17 protein-coding genes are annotated in these 16,150 nt (G+C 44.2%); 9 read left to right on the plus strand and 8 right to left on the minus strand.

What is annotated here, in order from left to right; translation table 11 throughout:
• Positions 1–26: 26 nt before the first annotated feature.
• From MAMP_RS05470 to yhbY, 4 genes are all read right to left on the minus strand, one after another.
• A complete protein-coding gene (locus MAMP_RS05470; protein WP_007145002.1) occupies positions 27–974 on the minus strand; it encodes a DUF481 domain-containing protein in 948 nt (315 codons plus the stop codon).
• Between the two features lie 77 nt (positions 975–1,051).
• A complete protein-coding gene (locus tag MAMP_RS05475; RefSeq protein WP_007145003.1) occupies positions 1,052–1,522 on the minus strand; it encodes a pentapeptide repeat-containing protein in 471 nt (156 codons plus the stop codon).
• 25 nt (positions 1,523–1,547) lie between these two features.
• Positions 1,548–2,138: a nitroreductase family protein gene (locus tag MAMP_RS05480; RefSeq protein WP_007145004.1), complete on the minus strand. Its 591-nt coding sequence runs from the start codon at positions 2,136–2,138 to the stop codon at positions 1,548–1,550.
• Positions 2,139–2,142: 4 nt separating this feature from the next.
• Positions 2,143–2,436 carry a ribosome assembly RNA-binding protein YhbY gene (yhbY, locus tag MAMP_RS05485; protein WP_007145005.1) on the minus strand — a complete coding sequence of 98 codons (294 nt, stop codon included), beginning with the start codon at positions 2,434–2,436 and terminating at the stop codon, positions 2,143–2,145.
• A gap of 49 nt (positions 2,437–2,485) precedes the next feature.
• Here yhbY and rlmKL point away from each other — a divergent pair, with 49 nt between their 5' ends.
• Positions 2,486–4,690: a bifunctional 23S rRNA (guanine(2069)-N(7))-methyltransferase RlmK/23S rRNA (guanine(2445)-N(2))-methyltransferase RlmL gene (gene rlmKL / locus MAMP_RS05490; protein ID WP_007145006.1), complete on the plus strand. Its 2,205-nt coding sequence runs from the start codon at positions 2,486–2,488 to the stop codon at positions 4,688–4,690.
• Between the two features lie 2 nt (positions 4,691–4,692).
• Here rlmKL and MAMP_RS05495 read toward each other — a convergent pair whose 3' ends face one another.
• From MAMP_RS05495 to MAMP_RS05505, 3 genes are all read right to left on the minus strand, one after another.
• Complete coding sequence (locus MAMP_RS05495) at positions 4,693–5,448, minus strand: ParA family protein (protein WP_007145007.1); 756 nt, start codon at positions 5,446–5,448, stop codon at positions 4,693–4,695.
• Between the two features lie 7 nt (positions 5,449–5,455).
• On the minus strand, positions 5,456–7,543 hold the full coding sequence (gene ppk1 / locus MAMP_RS05500; RefSeq protein ID WP_007145008.1) for a polyphosphate kinase 1: 2,088 nt from the start codon (positions 7,541–7,543) through the stop codon (positions 5,456–5,458).
• Between the two features lie 66 nt (positions 7,544–7,609).
• Positions 7,610–8,089 carry a DUF6231 family protein gene (locus MAMP_RS05505; protein ID WP_040576207.1) on the minus strand — a complete coding sequence of 160 codons (480 nt, stop codon included), beginning with the start codon at positions 8,087–8,089 and terminating at the stop codon, positions 7,610–7,612.
• Here MAMP_RS05505 and MAMP_RS05510 point away from each other — a divergent pair.
• The 7 genes from MAMP_RS05510 to MAMP_RS05540 all read left to right on the plus strand — a co-directional run bounded on the left by MAMP_RS05510 (position 8,088) and on the right by MAMP_RS05540 (position 12,512).
• Positions 8,088–8,549 (plus strand): YcgN family cysteine cluster protein, encoded by a 462-nt coding sequence (locus tag MAMP_RS05510; RefSeq protein WP_040576208.1) that lies wholly within the window; start codon positions 8,088–8,090, stop codon positions 8,547–8,549. The two genes, MAMP_RS05505 and MAMP_RS05510, sit on opposite strands and share 2 nt — an antisense overlap.
• A 4-nt stretch (positions 8,550–8,553) precedes the next feature.
• Entirely contained in the window at positions 8,554–8,982 is a 429-nt protein-coding gene (locus MAMP_RS05515) for a hypothetical protein (protein WP_007145011.1), read from the plus strand.
• 43 nt (positions 8,983–9,025) lie between these two features.
• On the plus strand, positions 9,026–9,481 hold the full coding sequence (locus MAMP_RS05520; protein ID WP_007145012.1) for a hypothetical protein: 456 nt from the start codon (positions 9,026–9,028) through the stop codon (positions 9,479–9,481).
• Between the two features lie 75 nt (positions 9,482–9,556).
• Complete coding sequence (locus MAMP_RS05525) at positions 9,557–10,849, plus strand: M18 family aminopeptidase (RefSeq protein ID WP_040576209.1); 1,293 nt, start codon at positions 9,557–9,559, stop codon at positions 10,847–10,849.
• Between the two features lie 18 nt (positions 10,850–10,867).
• The gene (locus MAMP_RS05530) at positions 10,868–11,152 is read left to right on the plus strand and encodes a hypothetical protein (protein ID WP_007145014.1); all 285 of its coding nucleotides are present in this window, start codon (positions 10,868–10,870) and stop codon (positions 11,150–11,152) included.
• A complete protein-coding gene (locus MAMP_RS05535) occupies positions 11,145–11,867 on the plus strand; it encodes a DUF445 family protein (RefSeq protein ID WP_007145015.1) in 723 nt (240 codons plus the stop codon). Before MAMP_RS05530 ends, MAMP_RS05535 begins: the two co-directional genes overlap by 8 nt.
• Positions 11,868–12,512, plus strand: coding sequence for a class I SAM-dependent methyltransferase (locus MAMP_RS05540; protein ID WP_007145016.1), 645 nt, complete (start codon positions 11,868–11,870; stop codon positions 12,510–12,512).
• Here the strand turns inward: MAMP_RS05540 and MAMP_RS05545 are convergent.
• A complete protein-coding gene (locus MAMP_RS05545) occupies positions 12,496–13,080 on the minus strand; it encodes a YigZ family protein (RefSeq protein ID WP_007145017.1) in 585 nt (194 codons plus the stop codon). The two genes, MAMP_RS05540 and MAMP_RS05545, sit on opposite strands and share 17 nt — an antisense overlap.
• A gap of 207 nt (positions 13,081–13,287) precedes the next feature.
• On the opposite strand from MAMP_RS05545, the gene rapA reads away from it, so the two are divergent.
• Positions 13,288–16,137, plus strand: coding sequence for an RNA polymerase-associated protein RapA (gene rapA, locus MAMP_RS05550; protein WP_007145018.1), 2,850 nt, complete (start codon positions 13,288–13,290; stop codon positions 16,135–16,137).
• The last annotated feature ends 13 nt before the right edge of the window (positions 16,138–16,150 follow it).

Here is a 16,150-nt window from a genome sequence, read left to right on the forward strand (position 1 = left end):
AATTTTATTGCAAAAAGGGAGGTATTCTACAGCTTCCAGGCTAATGAGACAGTATATTTAAAGTCATTGGGATCGGTATCGTCATGCACAGTAGAGTCATATTCATTGGTAACTCCCAGTTTCAATGCAACACCGACGAAACTGTTTAAGTCAAGAATCCAGTCCAGAGAAGTGAGATTCCTATAGTCTCTATCATTGAGGCTGGGGTAATACGTATTAGAGAACTCTACGTGTTGGTATTGATTCATATCCCATTTGGTTTCAATACCTAACATTCCCTCAGGCGTGAAATCTTGTTGTTCGCCACCAAAGGTTCGATTAAAACCTAAACCACTTCTGCCAACAAAAAACCATGTGTCGGTATTGACAAACTCATAACCAAAACCGGCATTGGCGTTAGTACGGTAATCCCAGTCTTTGAACTTATCCAGGTCAAAACGGCCACCGGCAAACTGGAACCAGGGTGAATCAGGGCGTAGCCAGTCTCGGTTCATTGAGGTAAAAAAACTTTGTGCTGACAATTCGTGATCAGATTCAGCGCGGAAGAATGCCGTCTTGTGAGATGTACGCATTTGTTTTGACTCATAATCAGCGTTAAAACCAATATTGAGCTGATTTGTACTGGATTTTCCGGCAGTACCACCTAGTCCCAGATCCAGTCTTCGTTTCCAGTTTGTGTAAAGACCTGTACCAAATAAGCCATCATCAGCATCGACATGCTGTACTTCTGGTTTTGCTTGTGGCGGCGGAGTGGTTGGCTCTGTATTGGTCGATGAGACCAGACTTTTAATGCGCGATCGCGGAATAATCATGACACCGAGTAGCGGGTGGTTTAGCTTTAAGGTGTCATCGGTTTCGGAGACGATGTCAGCCGTCAGCGTATCACCGTTAACAAGTTCAATCTTACTGGGGGTTGCTTGAGATACTAGTGGTGTTAACAAAATAGCTAAGAGTAGATATCTGATATATATCACTAGCGAATTCCTCCGCATAACTGCATAAAAAAGCAGCCTGAATCAGGCTGCTTGAAAGTAATGGCTTAGATCCTATTTTATTGACATCCACTGTTGTTTATTTCACCGTCCGGCATGATGGTGTTACAGAAGGTGACTCCACGAAGTTCAGCGCCTTCGAGGCTAGCACCTGTTAAATCTGCATCACTTAAATCAGCAAAGATAAGCTGAGTGCCTGATAAATTTGTTTTTCTGAGGTTCGCACCAGCCAATTCTGTGTAATCCATCAGTGCATTACTTACATCAGCACCCTCTAGAATGGCTCCCTGCATTCTGGAATGGGTAAACCAAACACCATGTAATTTAGCATCAGTGAGGTTAATGCCTTTGAGGTTGGCTTCACTCATATCAGCGCCTTTCAAATCATGACCTGTCAGATCAGCTTCACTCAAGTTACAGAAGTTACACTGTAAGGTTTTAAGTAATCTGTCGAGATACACTTTGTCGTAAGCAGAAGCATTTGTCGCTATTATTGATAAGCCGACTAAAAGAAGCATTTTTTTCATCATTTTCTCTCTCCTGGTAATTTTTATTTTATGACCATTTATTCATGAAAAATGCTTGCTCAACTGGGCGACGTTTACGAGGGGACAATTCCCTCTCTAGTTGTTCTTCAGTGAGGTTATCTAATGCAGCCTGGTGTCCGATAGCAATAACAGACCAAATATGGATATCAGCAGGAATATTGAAAGACTCACGTAGCACTTTGTCATCAAATCCCCCCATCTGGTGACTCATCAGTCCCATCGCTGTAGCTTGTAAACATAGACTGATACTGGCTGCACCCGTGTCATAACCAGACCAACGATTGGGTTTATCATTTTGACTAAAGTTGGGGACAGAGGCAGTAACTATTAAAACAGGTGCATTTTTTGCCCATTCCTGATTGCCAGGCACAAGTGCAGAAAGCACTTTTTTCCAAGCAGATTCGTCAGTATTTTTATCACAAACCAGATAGCGCCATGGCTCATCACCAAAACAAGAGGGAGACCAGCGGGCAGCTTCGCAAAGCGCAGTGATTTCTTCCAATGTCACCATAACGGTGGGATCATAAGCACGACCACTCCAACGTTCTGCCATTACTTTTTCTATGGGTTGAGCTGTGTCTGCTGGTTTTTGAATCATATAATCACCTTGGTAGTTGGATTAAAGCTTTTTTTGATGGCCGATAAAATCCACCGATATGACCGATCACTTGAACCAAATCTGCGCCACTTTCTTCAGCAATTTTATCTAACATGGCCTTTCTATCTGCGCGTTCTTGACCACTTACTCGGACCTTGATTAGCTCGTGATGTTCCAGTGCATTATCAATTTCGGCAAGCACCGAATCAGTTAAACCACTGTTACCAATCATAACAACCGGTTTTAAGGTATGGGCAAGCCCTTTGAGATAACGTCTTTGTTTGTCAGTAACTGCCATTAGTGTGCTCACCTGTATTAAAATGTTTTGATTATATCAGGAAGGCAATATGGCTAAACAACACAAGTTTACGGTGACAGCAGCGAGAGGTATGTTGCCACTGCTTGCGGAAGAACTAAAACAGCTAGGTATTAAAAATACCAAGCAAGATCAGGGAAATATCCGTTTTACAGGCACTTTGGCCGAGGCATATACAGTATGTTTGTGGTCTCGCGTCGCTATCCGAGTCTTGTTACCTATTGCCCATTTAACAGCAGAAACGCCGGAACAGCTTTACGAAGGGATTAATGCACTTCCATGGGAAGACCATATTAATGAGCTTGATAGCACTATTGCTGTTGACTTCAATAGTTTTCGTTCAAAGATAAAACATACTCAATACGGTGCTCAGCGCGTAAAAGACGCGATTGTTGATCGTTTTCGTACGCTTTTTGGTCAACGACCCTCCGTTGATCTCTACCAGCCTGATGTGCGTATTAATGTTTATCTGAAACACAATCAAGCCACGGTTAGCATTGATTTATCGGGCGAAAGTTTGCACAAGCGTGGTTACCGAGTCAGTAATACCGCGGCGCCGCTGAAAGAACATCTGGCTGCAGCCATCTTACTGAGTGCAGAGTGGCCTAAACTGGCACGACAAGGCTGGGCATTAATCGATCCCATGTGCGGATCTGGGACATTTCTTATCGAAGCCGCGATGATTGCTGCTGATATCGCCCCTGGCATTTTACGTGACTATTACGGCTTTAGTTTTTGGAAACAGCACGATAAAGACATATGGAAACAGCTCAAAGCAGATGCAGAGCGAAGAAGACAAGCCGGTCTAGCGCGATGCCCTGTGATTGTTGGGGGAGATGCTGACGCATCCGCGGTTGAAGCCGCTAAAAATAATATTGCAGAAGCAGGTCTCAGTGACCGCATACACGTTAGCCAACGTGATTTGCTTGAATGGCCAAGACTGGCAACAGAACTACCGAAAACAGGTTTATTTGTCTGTAACCCCCCTTACGGTGAACGTATTGGCCGTACGGATGAATTACATTATCTGTACGAAAGCCTCGGCAATATTATTAATGAGTCATTCGCAGGCTGGCGCACGGCTTTGATAACAGATAATGCGCAATTAGGTAAATTTACTGGCCTGACGCTATTTGATACCGTGCCTTTTGATAATGGCCCCATCGCCTGTGACGTGCTTTTCTATCGTGCACCACGCCCGGTACGTACAAACGAACTTACAGCATCGCCAACCCAGTTTGTCGATGACGAAGAAGAAAGCCGTGAACAAGCGCCTGTTGAAATGACCGAACAAGGTGCGATGTTTGCCAATCGCTTAAAGAAAAATAAAAAACACTTGGCGAAGTGGGCGCGTAAGTCGGGATTGAGTTGTTATCGGGTTTATGATGCTGATTTACCTGATTATGCGTTAGCCATTGATCTTTATGATGACCATATCCACGTTCAGGAATATGCACCACCCAAGCAGATTGATCCTGAAAAAGCCGTAGAACGACTGCAGGAAGCGATGCAGATTATTCCTGAGGTCTTCGAAGTACCTGTCACCCATGTAGCATTAAAAGTCAGGAAGAAACAACGTGGTAAAGAACAATACGAAGCACAGGCTGCCAAAAACCAACGCTTTGAAGTGCGTGAAAATGGGCTGCGCTTTTGGGTAAACCTGACCGATTATTTAGATACAGGTTTATTTCTTGATCACCGTGATACCAGACAACTTGTCAGAGAATTAGCCAAAGGTAAGGACTTTCTCAATTTATTCTCATACACCGGATCGGCCAGTGTTTATGCGGCGGCAGGTCAGGCAAGATCAACAACCAGCGTCGATATGTCCAATACCTATTTGGCGTGGGCTGAAGACAATATGAAACTAAATGGTTTTGTCGGTGAACTGCACCAGTATATTCGGGCTAATTGTATTGAGTGGCTGGAACAGGCACAGGAAGATGAAAAACGTTACGGCCTAATTTTCCTTGATCCACCAACGTTTTCTAATTCAAGCCGGATGGAAGGGGTCTTTGATATTCAGCGAGATCACAGCACGCTGATCAAGCAAGCAGGTGCGTTACTGACATCAGACGGAGAATTGATTTTCTCCACAAATCGTCGTGATTTTGAATTAGATAGCGACGCTTTAAATCAATTTGTAATTGAAGATATCAGTACGGCCACCATACCGCGAGATTTTGAGAGAAATAAAAAAATTCACCGTTGTTGGCGAATTAAGCCGAGATCGTGATATTAAAAATCTGACAGTGTCTGTTTAATTTCACGCCATAATTCGGCATAAGCCTGACTAACGGTCGATTGTTTATCAAAAGCGGGGAGAGGTTGGCGATAATCACCCATTCTTTCGACGATTGCTGCGTAAGGAATCGCTGTTTTTAAACCATTTTTCAGCATCTTTGGTGGATGAGCAAGCATGACACGATGCATGCTTCTGCGTCTGTCGACCATATTAAAAAAGGCATGCAGACGTTTTGGCTTTAATTTATGTTCTTTAAAAAAGTCACGAGTCTGCTCAAATGTTCGCAGAGACAGATGCGTTGGAATCAATGGCAGAAATAACGAGTCGGCAGTGGCGAATATTTGTTCTGTGAGTAAGGAAAAACTCGGTGGGCAATCCAAAATCATCAACGCATAATTTTCACTGAATGGCTCAACCAGCTTAGCAATCAGATTCTGTTTACCTTGATCACTTTGTTCACTAAGTTGGTGATCCAAATGACGGAAGGAAAAATCAGCTGGAATAATATCCAGATTCTCAAATTCTGTGCTTCTGACTAAATCCCCGATAGGCGTTTTGCCAGTTAATAATTTTTTCGGTTTTGTTTCTGATTTTGCAGTGGTATTAAATAACCAGCTGGACGCGCCTTGAGGATCCAAGTCCCATATCAGAGTCGGAATTCCCTCATTGGCGGCATGCCAGGCAATATTAACGGCGGACGTCGTTTTACCGACGCCGCCTTTTAAATTAAAAAAAGCAATGGTTTCCATAGTAAATCTAAAACGATTTCGCCATTTGTTCCAGCAAGGCAGTTTGTGCCGAAATTTGTGGCGCTGACTCTTCTCTGTCAACACGGTGATAACGACCATCAGCATTTAGAATCCATGCCTGTGTGTTATCAGTGAGATAAAGTTCTAAATCTTCCATAATACGGGTGCGTAATTTTTTCGATTCAATCGGGAAACAGGTTTCAACACGACGTAATAAATTCCGTTTCATTAAGTCTGCACTACCAGCCCAGATTTCAGGTGAACCCTGGTTTTCAAAGTAGAAAACACGAGTGTGTTCGAGAAAACGACCGATAATACTTCTGACCTGAATATTCTCAGACAGGCCTTCAACTCCTGGTTTCAGACAACAAATGCCACGGACAATCAGATCGACTTTAACGCCAGCCATTGAGGCGCGATAAAACGCCTGAATCATTTCCTGTTCAACAACAGCATTCACTTTAACGATGATTCGGGCTGGTTTGCCTGCTTTTGCTGAATCAATTTCTTTTTCGATTTTTGCCAGCAAGCCTTCATGCAAAGTGAATGGTGCATGCAGCAATTTATGCATCTGAGGAATTTTACCGAGGCTGGTCAGCTGAATGAACAGATTGTTAACGTCTTCGCCTATCTGTTTATCAGAAGTCAGTAGACCGTAGTCGGTATAAATACGAGATGTACTGCGGTGATAGTTACCTGTACCCAGGTGAACGTAACGACGTAGCTTGCCATTTTCACGGCGGAGGATAAGCAGCATTTTCGCATGGGTTTTGTAACCCACGATACCATATACCACATGGGCACCCGCTTCCTGCAGACGTGATGCTAATGCGACGTTAGCTTCTTCATCAAAGCGTGCACGCAGCTCCACCACAACGGTCACTTCTTTACCTGCCTGAGCAGCCGTAACTAAGGCATCAACAATCGGTGATTTAGCGCCGGTACGATATAAGGTTTGTTTTATAGCTAGGACACTACTGTCAGCCGCTGCCTGACGAATCATGTCAATAATTGGTGTGAATGACTGATAAGGGTGGTGCAACAGCATATCTTGCTTACGCAGAGCATCAAAAATATCGACATCCAGACTTAAACCGCTCGGGCGACCTTGAGTGAATGGTCTGAATTTTAAATCCGGTCTATCCACCAGTGAACAAACCGTTTGAATACGGCTCAGGTTAACTGGACCATTTACCAGATAAACGTTGTCACGTTCCATCGCACATTCATTACGCAGAAACTCAACCATATCTTCAGGACAGTTATGTGCAATTTCCAAACGCACTTCATCACCGTAGTTACGTTGTGTTAGTTCGTCTGCAATGGTGGCAAGTAAATCACTGGTTTCTTCAGTATCAATGGCCAAATCGCTGTTGCGTGTCACCCGGAACTGGAAACAACCTTTTATTTTCATGCCAAAGAATAGATCTTCAGCAAAGGCATGGATAATGGATGACAGGAACACAAATTTGTATTCGCCTTCGGCTACCATTTCAGGTGGAAGCTGAATAACACGTGGAAGCGCACGAGGCGCTTGTAATATGGCGTAACCACGGTCACGACCAAAGGCATCTTTGCCGACCAGTGACACAATAAAGTTCAAACTTTTATTGAGTAAACGTGGGAAGGGATGTGCCGAGTCCAGCCCCATTGGACTGAGGATAGGTAAAATTTCTTCCTGAAAATAGTCTTTCAGCCAGGCATTGTGCTCATCTGTCCATTGTGCACGTGGTAAAACCTGGATAGATTCCTGATCTAACTCAGGTAATAACACGTCATTCAAAACACGGTATTGTTCTTCGACCAGTTCATGCGCGCGCTGGTTAATTAATTTCAAACATTCCTGTGCAGTGATCTGATCGGATTCAATGTAAGGATCACCAATTTCGATCTGCTGAATCAGGCCGGCAACACGCACTTCAAAAAACTCATCCAGATTGGTACTAGAGATACATAAATAGTTGAGACGTTCCAGCAAAGGCACATTAGGATCAAGCGCTTGCTGCAAAACGCGCCAGTTGAATTCAAGTAAACTTAATTCACGGTTGATGTACAGAGCCGGGTTATTTAAATCTAAAGCGTTTTCTTCAGTCATATTGCCTTTCAGATCGTTTTACACAGATTTTTTTATAATAATGCAGTTTTATGACAATGCGATGAATTACCATCGGTATTTGTCGTACATTTCGGGGTTTGCCCAGAACCGGCTATTCAGCCAATCACGTTTAGGCTGATAGTTTTCTATCGCATAACTAAAAATGCGCAAGCCTTCCTCTGTACCCGCAATATGTTTAAAGCCCATTGCCAGATAGTCGGTGAATTGCCAGTCGTTTTTAGCCGCCAGTTCAGTATGGCTGATGAGAATAACATGAGGCGCATATTGATTCTTGATCATACCAAGCCAGGCTTGGGCTGCTGGTTTTTCGAGTGACTCCGTTAAGTGACTGATAACGGCCAGGTCTACTGGTTCAATATCATGCAGTTGCTGCTGTTTAAACGGTGTCGTCAGATGCTGCAATCTAGTATCATTATCGGTTTGCAGACAACTAGCTGCTGTCTCTCCGGCCGTTAAAATCGTTTTAGGATTGAACTGCCTGATGAGAGGGGTAAGCAAGCTGGATAGGGCGATAGAATCTGTCATGACTAAGCAGCATAAAACATCTACTGAATTCTGGAAACACAAACGACTCAGTCAGATGACACACGATGAATGGGAAAGCCTGTGTGATGGCTGCGGGCGTTGCTGTCTTCACAAACTGGAAGATGAAGATGATGGACGCATGTATTACACAAAAGCCGCATGCTCTTTATTAGATATCCATAGCTGTCGCTGCAAGGATTATGAGAATCGTCAAACCGTCATTCCGGACTGTATTCAATTAAGCATCGAAAATGCGCACTATTTTGACTGGTTGCCTGCAACCTGTGCTTATCGTTTACTAGCCGAAGGTGAAGATTTGCCTGAGTGGCATCCGCTGATTAGCGGTGATCCGGATAGTGTTCATCAAGCGGGTATTTCTGTGCGTGGTATTGCTCAACCGGAAGATGAAATAGAAGAGCTGACTGAAGCCATTATTTCGCTGAGCTATGAGGCCAATTAGTTAAATGACACCACAAGAGAGCCGAGAGTTTACTGCCCGATTAGAACAAGCCGCTATATTGCTGCTTGAGATGGAAATTTACCGTAAACCTGATGATTTGGCTCGTCGATTTGGCCTTCCTGTACCGGTTGTACGTTATTGGTGGCGGCAAACGGATCAAAAAACCCATCCGGTTGACCAGAGTCAACTGTCACCCCGCGAAGTGAAAGTGATACGCAAAGCCTCACAAACACTGGAAGGTTGGGAAAAAGTGAAACGCTACCGCCCTGAATGCGGCGCTCGTCTTACTGGGGGTAAGCGTTGTAAACGCTCAGTCGCTATCAGGCCACCCGAAGGCTGGGGCATCGGTGCATTGGCTGATCGTTGTCGTTTACATGGTGGCTTATCGAAACGACCAAGAAAAAAAGTGAAAGATGATGACGAGCTGTTGTAATCTAACCTTTAATAAACAAGCCTGAGCCATTGCCTGATAATTGATGATAGATAATACGGACGTTCTTAAAGAAATTTACACACTGTCTCAAGCTGGCAAGACAGGAACGGTCTTTATCACAACAACAGAAAACCGAGCCTGTCATATTCTGCTGGAAAATGGCCGGGTCGTCGCTTTATCACACGGATCTCTGCGTGGCGAACAAGTATTAAAACACTGGTTTAATTTGGATATTGAGCGGTATTCTTTTAAAACTAATCTCAAAATGCCATTAGCCGGACGCAGCTTTCTTGATGATGACACCGACATATTTCAGTTTTTAAATGTGTCATTTGAAGAGCGCAGCAGCGAGGCTGCTAAACCCCTATCAGCAAGTAAAAAACGCATTTACCGTGGTGTTGAAATTGAGGAGACTGAAACCTCAACTGAGTCAAATAAGCCACGTGAAAAAGTGAAAAAGCCATTACGAATCTACCGTGGCCAAATTTTAGAAGATTAACATCAGTAACAAGCCAACTTGAAAATCGGTATCATAAGCCGACTTTAACCTCTTCCAAATAATATGACGCTGACTATGAAATATACTCCAAGTGATTTTAATCCCGGTTTGTGTGATTTTCTTGATGCCTCACCAACACCGTATCATGCGGTTGCATCCATGCAGACATTACTGGAAGACAATGGTTTTATTCAGCTTCATGAAGCTGACAGCTGGGGACAGTTAGACGCTGGTCAGTATTTTGTTATTCGTCAGGCATCTATCATTGCGTTTACGCTAAACGGACAAGAATTAGTAAGTAGTGGCATACGCATGGTCGGTGCACATACTGATAGCCCTTGCCTGAAAGTGAAACCCAAACCGGAAAAGGTGAAACAGACCTTATTGCAACTTGGTGTTGAAGTCTACGGTGGTGCTTTATTAAATCCGTGGTTTGATCGTGATTTATCACTGGCTGGCAGAGTGAGTTATGAGAATGCTCAAGGGCAGATTGAACAGGTCATTATTGATTTTAAAGAGGCTATTGCAACGATCCCAAGCTTAGCGATTCACCTGGATCGTGAAGTGAATCAGAACCGTAATATTAATCCGCAATTGCATTTACCACCGATTCTGGCTCAAGTCGATGATGGCGATAGCCTGGATTTCCGCGCTTTATTGGAACAACAATGTCGGCAACAGTATCCAGATATCAATATTGGCCGGGTGCTGGACTATGAAATGTGTTTTTATGACACCCAAAAAGCCGCAGTGATTGGTTTATCTGCTGATTTTATTAGTAGTGCCAGATTGGATAATTTGCTGAGCTGTTATATCGGTTTGCAGGCCTTACTGGCTGCCGATAAAACACGACCTGCCTTACTGGTGTGCAATGACCATGAAGAAGTGGGCAGTCAATCTGTTTCCGGTGCGCAAGGCACATTTTTGCAGTCAGTACTGCAACGTCTGGCCATCAACAATGAAGCCTATCAGCGCATGGTGGAACAATCAATGATGATATCGGCTGACAATGCCCATGCGATACATCCGAATTACGCTGACAGACATGATGCTGAACATGGTCCCTTATTAAACAAAGGACCGGTCATTAAGACCAATGCTAATCAGCGTTATGCCACCAGCAGTCAAACCAGCGCCATATTCAGGCAATTATGCCAGCAGCATAATGTGCCAGTGCAGGATTTTGTGGTCAGAACAGATATGGCCTGTGGCAGCACGATTGGCCCCATTACTTCTTCACATATCGGCGTTAAAACAATCGATATTGGCTTGCCCACATTTGCCATGCATTCGATACGCGAACTAGCAGGTAGTCAGGATGCGGTGATGCTCTGTAAAGTGCTGACCGCCTACTTTAATCAAAAATAATCTAGGAGTTTTTATTCTATGGCTGAAACAGTAGACGAATTAACCGTTGAATATCATGAAGGCGAGACCATGACGGTTAAAGAGTTAGATAAAGTCATCTTAACCAAAGGTGCGTGGGCAACGGTAATGTTCCGTTATCAGGATTTAGATCGCAAAACAGGCGAATTTGGCCCAGATAAATACACCATTCGTCGATACCAGAAGCGTAATGGTGAGTACAGCCAACGCTCGAAATTTAATATTTCCAGCCGTGATCAAGCATCGCAGATTATCAACGCATTAACTAAATGGACCGATGAATAAGAGTTTAATTACCCATCTGGTGGCTGCCACCTTTGTTGCCACCGGTTTATTTGTTGATTCTCAAGCCTCAAAGGCCATTCTGGCCACAGGTTTGTTTGCTTTGGCTGGCAGTCTGACTAACTGGATTGCCATTCATATGCTGTTTGAGAAAGTCCCAGGACTATATGGTTCTGGCGTGATTGTTGAACGCTTTGAAGAGTTTAAAGCGGGCATCCATAAGCTGGTGATGCAGCAATTTTTCAGTAAAGACAATGTCGATCGGTTTCTGGCTGAATTAGTGGCAGATAATGCTCAACATCCGCTGGATTTCTCCGATGTGATTGAAAATACTGACTTAGCGCCCGTCTACGATAGCCTTGTCGCTACAATTATGGAGTCGTCTTTTGGCAGTATGTTATCGATGTTTGGTGGCAAGTCTGCTTTAGAGCCGCTGCGTGAGCCTTTTATTAAAAAGATGACACGCTCGCTGGATGATATTGCCCATAGCGATTCATTTCAGCAAAGCGTCCGGTCTAAGTTAAACAGCCACAACGTCTTTGATGATATTCATCTGCAAATTGAACATATTGTGGAATCACGACTGGAAGAACTGACACCACAAATGGTGAAAAACATAGTTCAGGACATGATTCGTACCCATTTAGGCTGGTTAGTTGTCTGGGGTGGGGTCTTTGGTGGTTTGATTGGTTTTATTACCAGCTTCTTACCACTATAGATGAGTGTTATTTGTCCGCTGTGCCAGCATCAGGCCAGTGTGTTTTATCAGTTCAAAAAACGTTTATATCATCAATGTCAGTTTTGTTATGGCATTTTCATGGATCCGGCTTTATGGCCGGATCGTGAAGCAGAACAACGGCGTTATCTGGAACATTTGAATGATGTGGAAGATAGCCGCTTTCAGCGATTTGTTGCCCCGATTACCGAGCTTGTTCAGCAATTGTTTCAACCTCACCAACTGGGGTTGGATTTCGGTGCCGGTCATGCCCCGGTCATTACTCATGTACTGCAGCAATCGGGTTTTGCTATTGCCGCGTATGACCCTTTATTTTTTAATGATAATGCACTTTTAGAGCAGCGATATGACTATATTTGCAGTTGTGAAGTCATTGAACATTTTCATCATCCTGCACAAAGCTTTTCTCAGTTAAGAAATCTGTTGAAGCCTGGTGGTCGACTGTTTTGTATGACAGAAATCTACCATGAAGGTATCGATTTTCATCGCTGGAATTATAAAAACGATCCGACACATGTCTTCATGTATCACCGTAACACTATCAGCTATATTGCTGATAAATATGGTTTTAAACAAGCAGGTATTGAAGGTCGTTTAATTCAATTCCAGGCTAATAGCTCGCTATAAATTGTTGGCGGATAGCCTGCTGATGTTTGGCGGGTAACACCAGGGTGACGACGACTTTATCAGTAAAATTCTGCTCAATGATTTCCCCGCGTAGCTGTTTGAGTTGATATTCCAGCAACTGAAGCTGTGCGTAATCAATCTCTAATGTCATTTGTGCCATTTCTACCCATTTAACAATATTTGCTTCGGCAATCGCTTGTTTTGCGGCTGCACCATAAGCTCGGGTAAGACCGCCGGTACCGAGTTTGATACCACCAAAATAACGGATCACACCAATCACGGTATTAATCAGATCCTGTCCTTCTAACGGCGCCAGTATCGGACGGCCTGCGGTGCCGGACGGTTCCCCCGCATCATGGAACCGTTCGGTCAAAAAACCTTCTGGTTGGCGAATACGCCAGGCAAAAGCGAGATGATTTGCTTGAGGATGTTGTCGGGCTAGCTGACCTAATTTACGAAGAGCGTCATCTTCACTCTGGCAGGGCATGATAACGCCAATAAATCGTGATTTTTTTATTTCATATTCCACTTCAGTCGTGGTTTCTACAGTGTAAAATTCTGTGGCCATGAACACTCGGCTATAGGAAAAAATAAGCCAACAATTTACCATACTGTGCCTAACAACATTTTTGTCGCGGCTATAAGGCGACTTGCTGAGCTTAGTGTATGGCTCAGCGTCAGTCTGATTGGATAGGATGATTTGATTCTATCGTCGCATAACAGCTTACCGGCAAGGTGTTGAATAAAAAATTATGAAATTACGGAGCAAACCACATTGTCAGATAGTGCATTTATCGTAGGCCAGCGCTGGGTCAGTAACAGTGAAGCAGAGCTGGGTCTGGGTATTATTCAGGAAAGCAGCGGACGTCGTATTGAAGTATTTTTTCCTGCCGCAGCAGAAAGTCGTTTTTATGCTGCCGATAATGCGCCATTGAGTCGGGTTATCTATTCTGAAGGTGACAAGGTCAGCACCCGTGAAGACGTGAGTTTTGTGATTAGTGCCGTGCAGCCCTTTAATGGCTGTTATATCTATCAAGGTGATACAGATGCCGGTGAGCCGATCAGTATCCACGAAATGGATCTGGATAGCCGTGTGCACTTTAATCAACCGCAGGACCGCTTTTTTGCTGGCCAGGTCGATAAAAACAGTCAGTTTGAATTACGTGCCAAAACACTCAATTATCAACATGAACTGGTGAAGTCACCTGTATATGGATTATTAGGTGGACGAGTTCAGCTTTTACCTCATCAACTCTATATTGCTCAACAAGTGGCACAGCGTTTCGCGCCGAGGGTGCTATTAGCCGATGAAGTGGGCTTAGGTAAAACCATCGAAGCGGGTTTGATTCTGCATAAACAAGTGTTATCGGGTCAGGTCAGACGCGCGCTTATTGTGGTGCCTGATGCCTTATTACATCAATGGCTGGTTGAAATGCTACGCCGCTTTAATCTCACATTCACATTGATTGACCATGAGCGCCATGAAGCACTGCAAGAGCTGGATGAAGGTAATCCTTTTGACAGTGCACAATTTGTTCTGTGTGGTTTGAACGATTTATTAGCCAATCCGCAAATGCAAGTGGATATGCTGGCAGCCCAGTGGGATATGCTAATTGTTGATGAAGCCCATCATCTGGAGTGGTCACCTGACCAGTCAAGCGAAGGTTATCAACTGATAGAAACGCTGGCTGCACAAATTCCTGCTTTATTGTTATTAACTGCGACGCCGGAGCAATTAGGCATCGAAAGCCATTTTGCGCGTCTGCGTTTATTAGACTCAGACAAGTTCTTTGATTTTGATGACTTCGTGAAGCAAGAAGCCGCTTATCAACCTGTCAGCGAATTAATTGAACAGCTTGATGCGGCTGAAACCTGGGCACAATTATCAGCAGCACAACAGTCGCAGCTTAAGGACTACATTGATGAGCTGTTATTTGAACAATTAAGCTCAGAAGACCAGTTTACAGTCGCTAAAGTGGATGTGATTCAACAATTGCTCGACAGACACGGTACTGGTCGGGTGTTGTATCGCAATACGCGTGATGTAGTGAAAGGTTTCCCCAATCGTATTCTTCATCAGTATGAATTGTCACTTCCGCAAGCGTTGGTCGGTGAAGATGTCAGCCATATTATTCTGCCAGAGCAGCATTTTACTGAGGCTGACTGGTTAAAAAATGATAGCCGTGTGAGCTGGCTGGTCGATTTCTTAAAAGCGCACCGTGATGACAAAATTTTGATTATCTGTGCTCAAGCCGACACAGCTCAGCAGCTTGAAAACTACCTGAATATTAATCAAGGCATCCGTTCAGCGGTATTCCACGAAGGTTTAAGCCTGGTGAACCGTGACCGGGCGGCGGCCTATTTTGCTGATGACGAAGAAGGGGCACAATGCCTTGTTTGTTCTGAAATTGGCAGTGAAGGGCGCAACTTCCAGTTCTCGCATCATCTGGTGTTATTTGATTTACCGGTAAATCCGGACTTGCTGGAGCAGCGGATCGGCCGTTTAGACCGTATCGGTCAGCATCATGATGTGCATATTCATGTGCCTTATTATGCGGGTACAGCTCAGTCTGTGTTATTGCATTGGTATCACGACGGTATGAATGCGTTTGAACAGGTTTTGGCGGCGGGGCAACGTATTGCCGGAGAAACCAAACAACAGTTGCAAGCCGCAATGGCAGAACCTGGAAACAACAAAGCATTAGACAGTTTAATAAAACAAACACAAAAAGTGACTGAGCAAACCCTGGCTGAATTACAGTCGGGTCGTCACCGTTTATTGGAACGCCATTCTTATAATGAATCCCATGCCGAATATGTGGTCGGCGAAGTCGAGTCGCTGTCACGTTCACTTGAACTGGCGGGATTTATGGATGATGTGTTTGATGCCTTTGGTGTGGATCAGCAGCCGCATAGTACCGACAGCATTATTATCGAGCCTGGCACTCACATGCAGACCCAGTTTCCAGAGCTGCCAGATGAAGGCTTAACGGCTACTTATCAGCGTCATAAAGCCTTAGGGCGTGAAGATATGACATTCCTGACCTGGGAACATCCTATGGTGCTGGGCGCCATTGATATGGTGTTAAATAGTGAGCTTGGTAATAGCGCTTTCTGCACACTGGCAACAGATGAGATGAAAGCTGGCAGCCTGTTACTTGAAGCGATATTTGTTATGCGAACCGTGTCTGAACGTGATTTACAGATTCAGCGTTTTATTTCTGAAAGCCATATCAGACTGGTGGTTGATGAGCGTGGCAGACAATATCAAACCCTGTTTGAAGAGCAGGATTTTAATAAAATGGCTGGGCGTATTCCGCGCGCCACCGCACAAGAACTGATTCGTCATGCCCGAAGTCCCGTGGAAAACTTGCTGGAGCAAGCCAAAAAAGCGGTTGTTGATATGGAAAAAACGCTTAAACAAGAAGCGCTGGACAATATGAACAATGAATTGGAGCAAGAGTATCAACGGCTCAGCGCACTAGCGAAGGTCAATCCAAATATCCGACCACAAGAACTGGATTACCTGAAACAACGTCAAGATAAGTTGAATAGCGGTATCCAATCGGCTTCATTATCACTGGATGCCATCAGGGTTGCTATAGTGACAGAACCGAATAACTAAAGAGACTGAAGCC

The sequence above is a fragment of the Methylophaga thalassica MP genome (assembly GCF_000214595.1).
In the GTDB taxonomy this organism is placed as follows: domain Bacteria; phylum Pseudomonadota; class Gammaproteobacteria; order Nitrosococcales; family Methylophagaceae; genus Methylophaga; species Methylophaga thalassica.

Bases quoted from the DNA above. Each gene is read 5' to 3' on its own strand.
- MAMP_RS05510 (WP_040576208.1), top strand. From the start codon at position 8,088: ATGACTAAGCAGCATAAAACATCTACTGAATTCTGGAAACACAAACGA.
- MAMP_RS05475 (WP_007145003.1), bottom strand. From the start codon at position 1,522: ATGATGAAAAAAATGCTTCTTTTAGTCGGCTTATCAATAATAGCGACA.
- MAMP_RS05525 (WP_040576209.1), top strand. From the start codon at position 9,557: ATGAAATATACTCCAAGTGATTTTAATCCCGGTTTGTGTGATTTTCTT.
- MAMP_RS05515 (WP_007145011.1), top strand. From the start codon at position 8,554: ATGACACCACAAGAGAGCCGAGAGTTTACTGCCCGATTAGAACAAGCC.
- rlmKL (WP_007145006.1), top strand. From the start codon at position 2,486: ATGGCTAAACAACACAAGTTTACGGTGACAGCAGCGAGAGGTATGTTG.
- ppk1 (WP_007145008.1), bottom strand. From the start codon at position 7,543: ATGACTGAAGAAAACGCTTTAGATTTAAATAACCCGGCTCTGTACATC.
- MAMP_RS05495 (WP_007145007.1), bottom strand. From the start codon at position 5,448: ATGGAAACCATTGCTTTTTTTAATTTAAAAGGCGGCGTCGGTAAAACG.
- yhbY (WP_007145005.1), bottom strand. From the start codon at position 2,436: ATGGCAGTTACTGACAAACAAAGACGTTATCTCAAAGGGCTTGCCCAT.
- MAMP_RS05535 (WP_007145015.1), top strand. From the start codon at position 11,145: ATGAATAAGAGTTTAATTACCCATCTGGTGGCTGCCACCTTTGTTGCC.
- MAMP_RS05480 (WP_007145004.1), bottom strand. From the start codon at position 2,138: ATGATTCAAAAACCAGCAGACACAGCTCAACCCATAGAAAAAGTAATG.
- MAMP_RS05530 (WP_007145014.1), top strand. From the start codon at position 10,868: ATGGCTGAAACAGTAGACGAATTAACCGTTGAATATCATGAAGGCGAG.
- MAMP_RS05545 (WP_007145017.1), bottom strand. From the start codon at position 13,080: ATGGCCACAGAATTTTACACTGTAGAAACCACGACTGAAGTGGAATAT.
- MAMP_RS05520 (WP_007145012.1), top strand. From the start codon at position 9,026: ATGATAGATAATACGGACGTTCTTAAAGAAATTTACACACTGTCTCAA.
- MAMP_RS05540 (WP_007145016.1), top strand. From the start codon at position 11,868: ATGAGTGTTATTTGTCCGCTGTGCCAGCATCAGGCCAGTGTGTTTTAT.
- MAMP_RS05505 (WP_040576207.1), bottom strand. From the start codon at position 8,089: ATGACAGATTCTATCGCCCTATCCAGCTTGCTTACCCCTCTCATCAGG.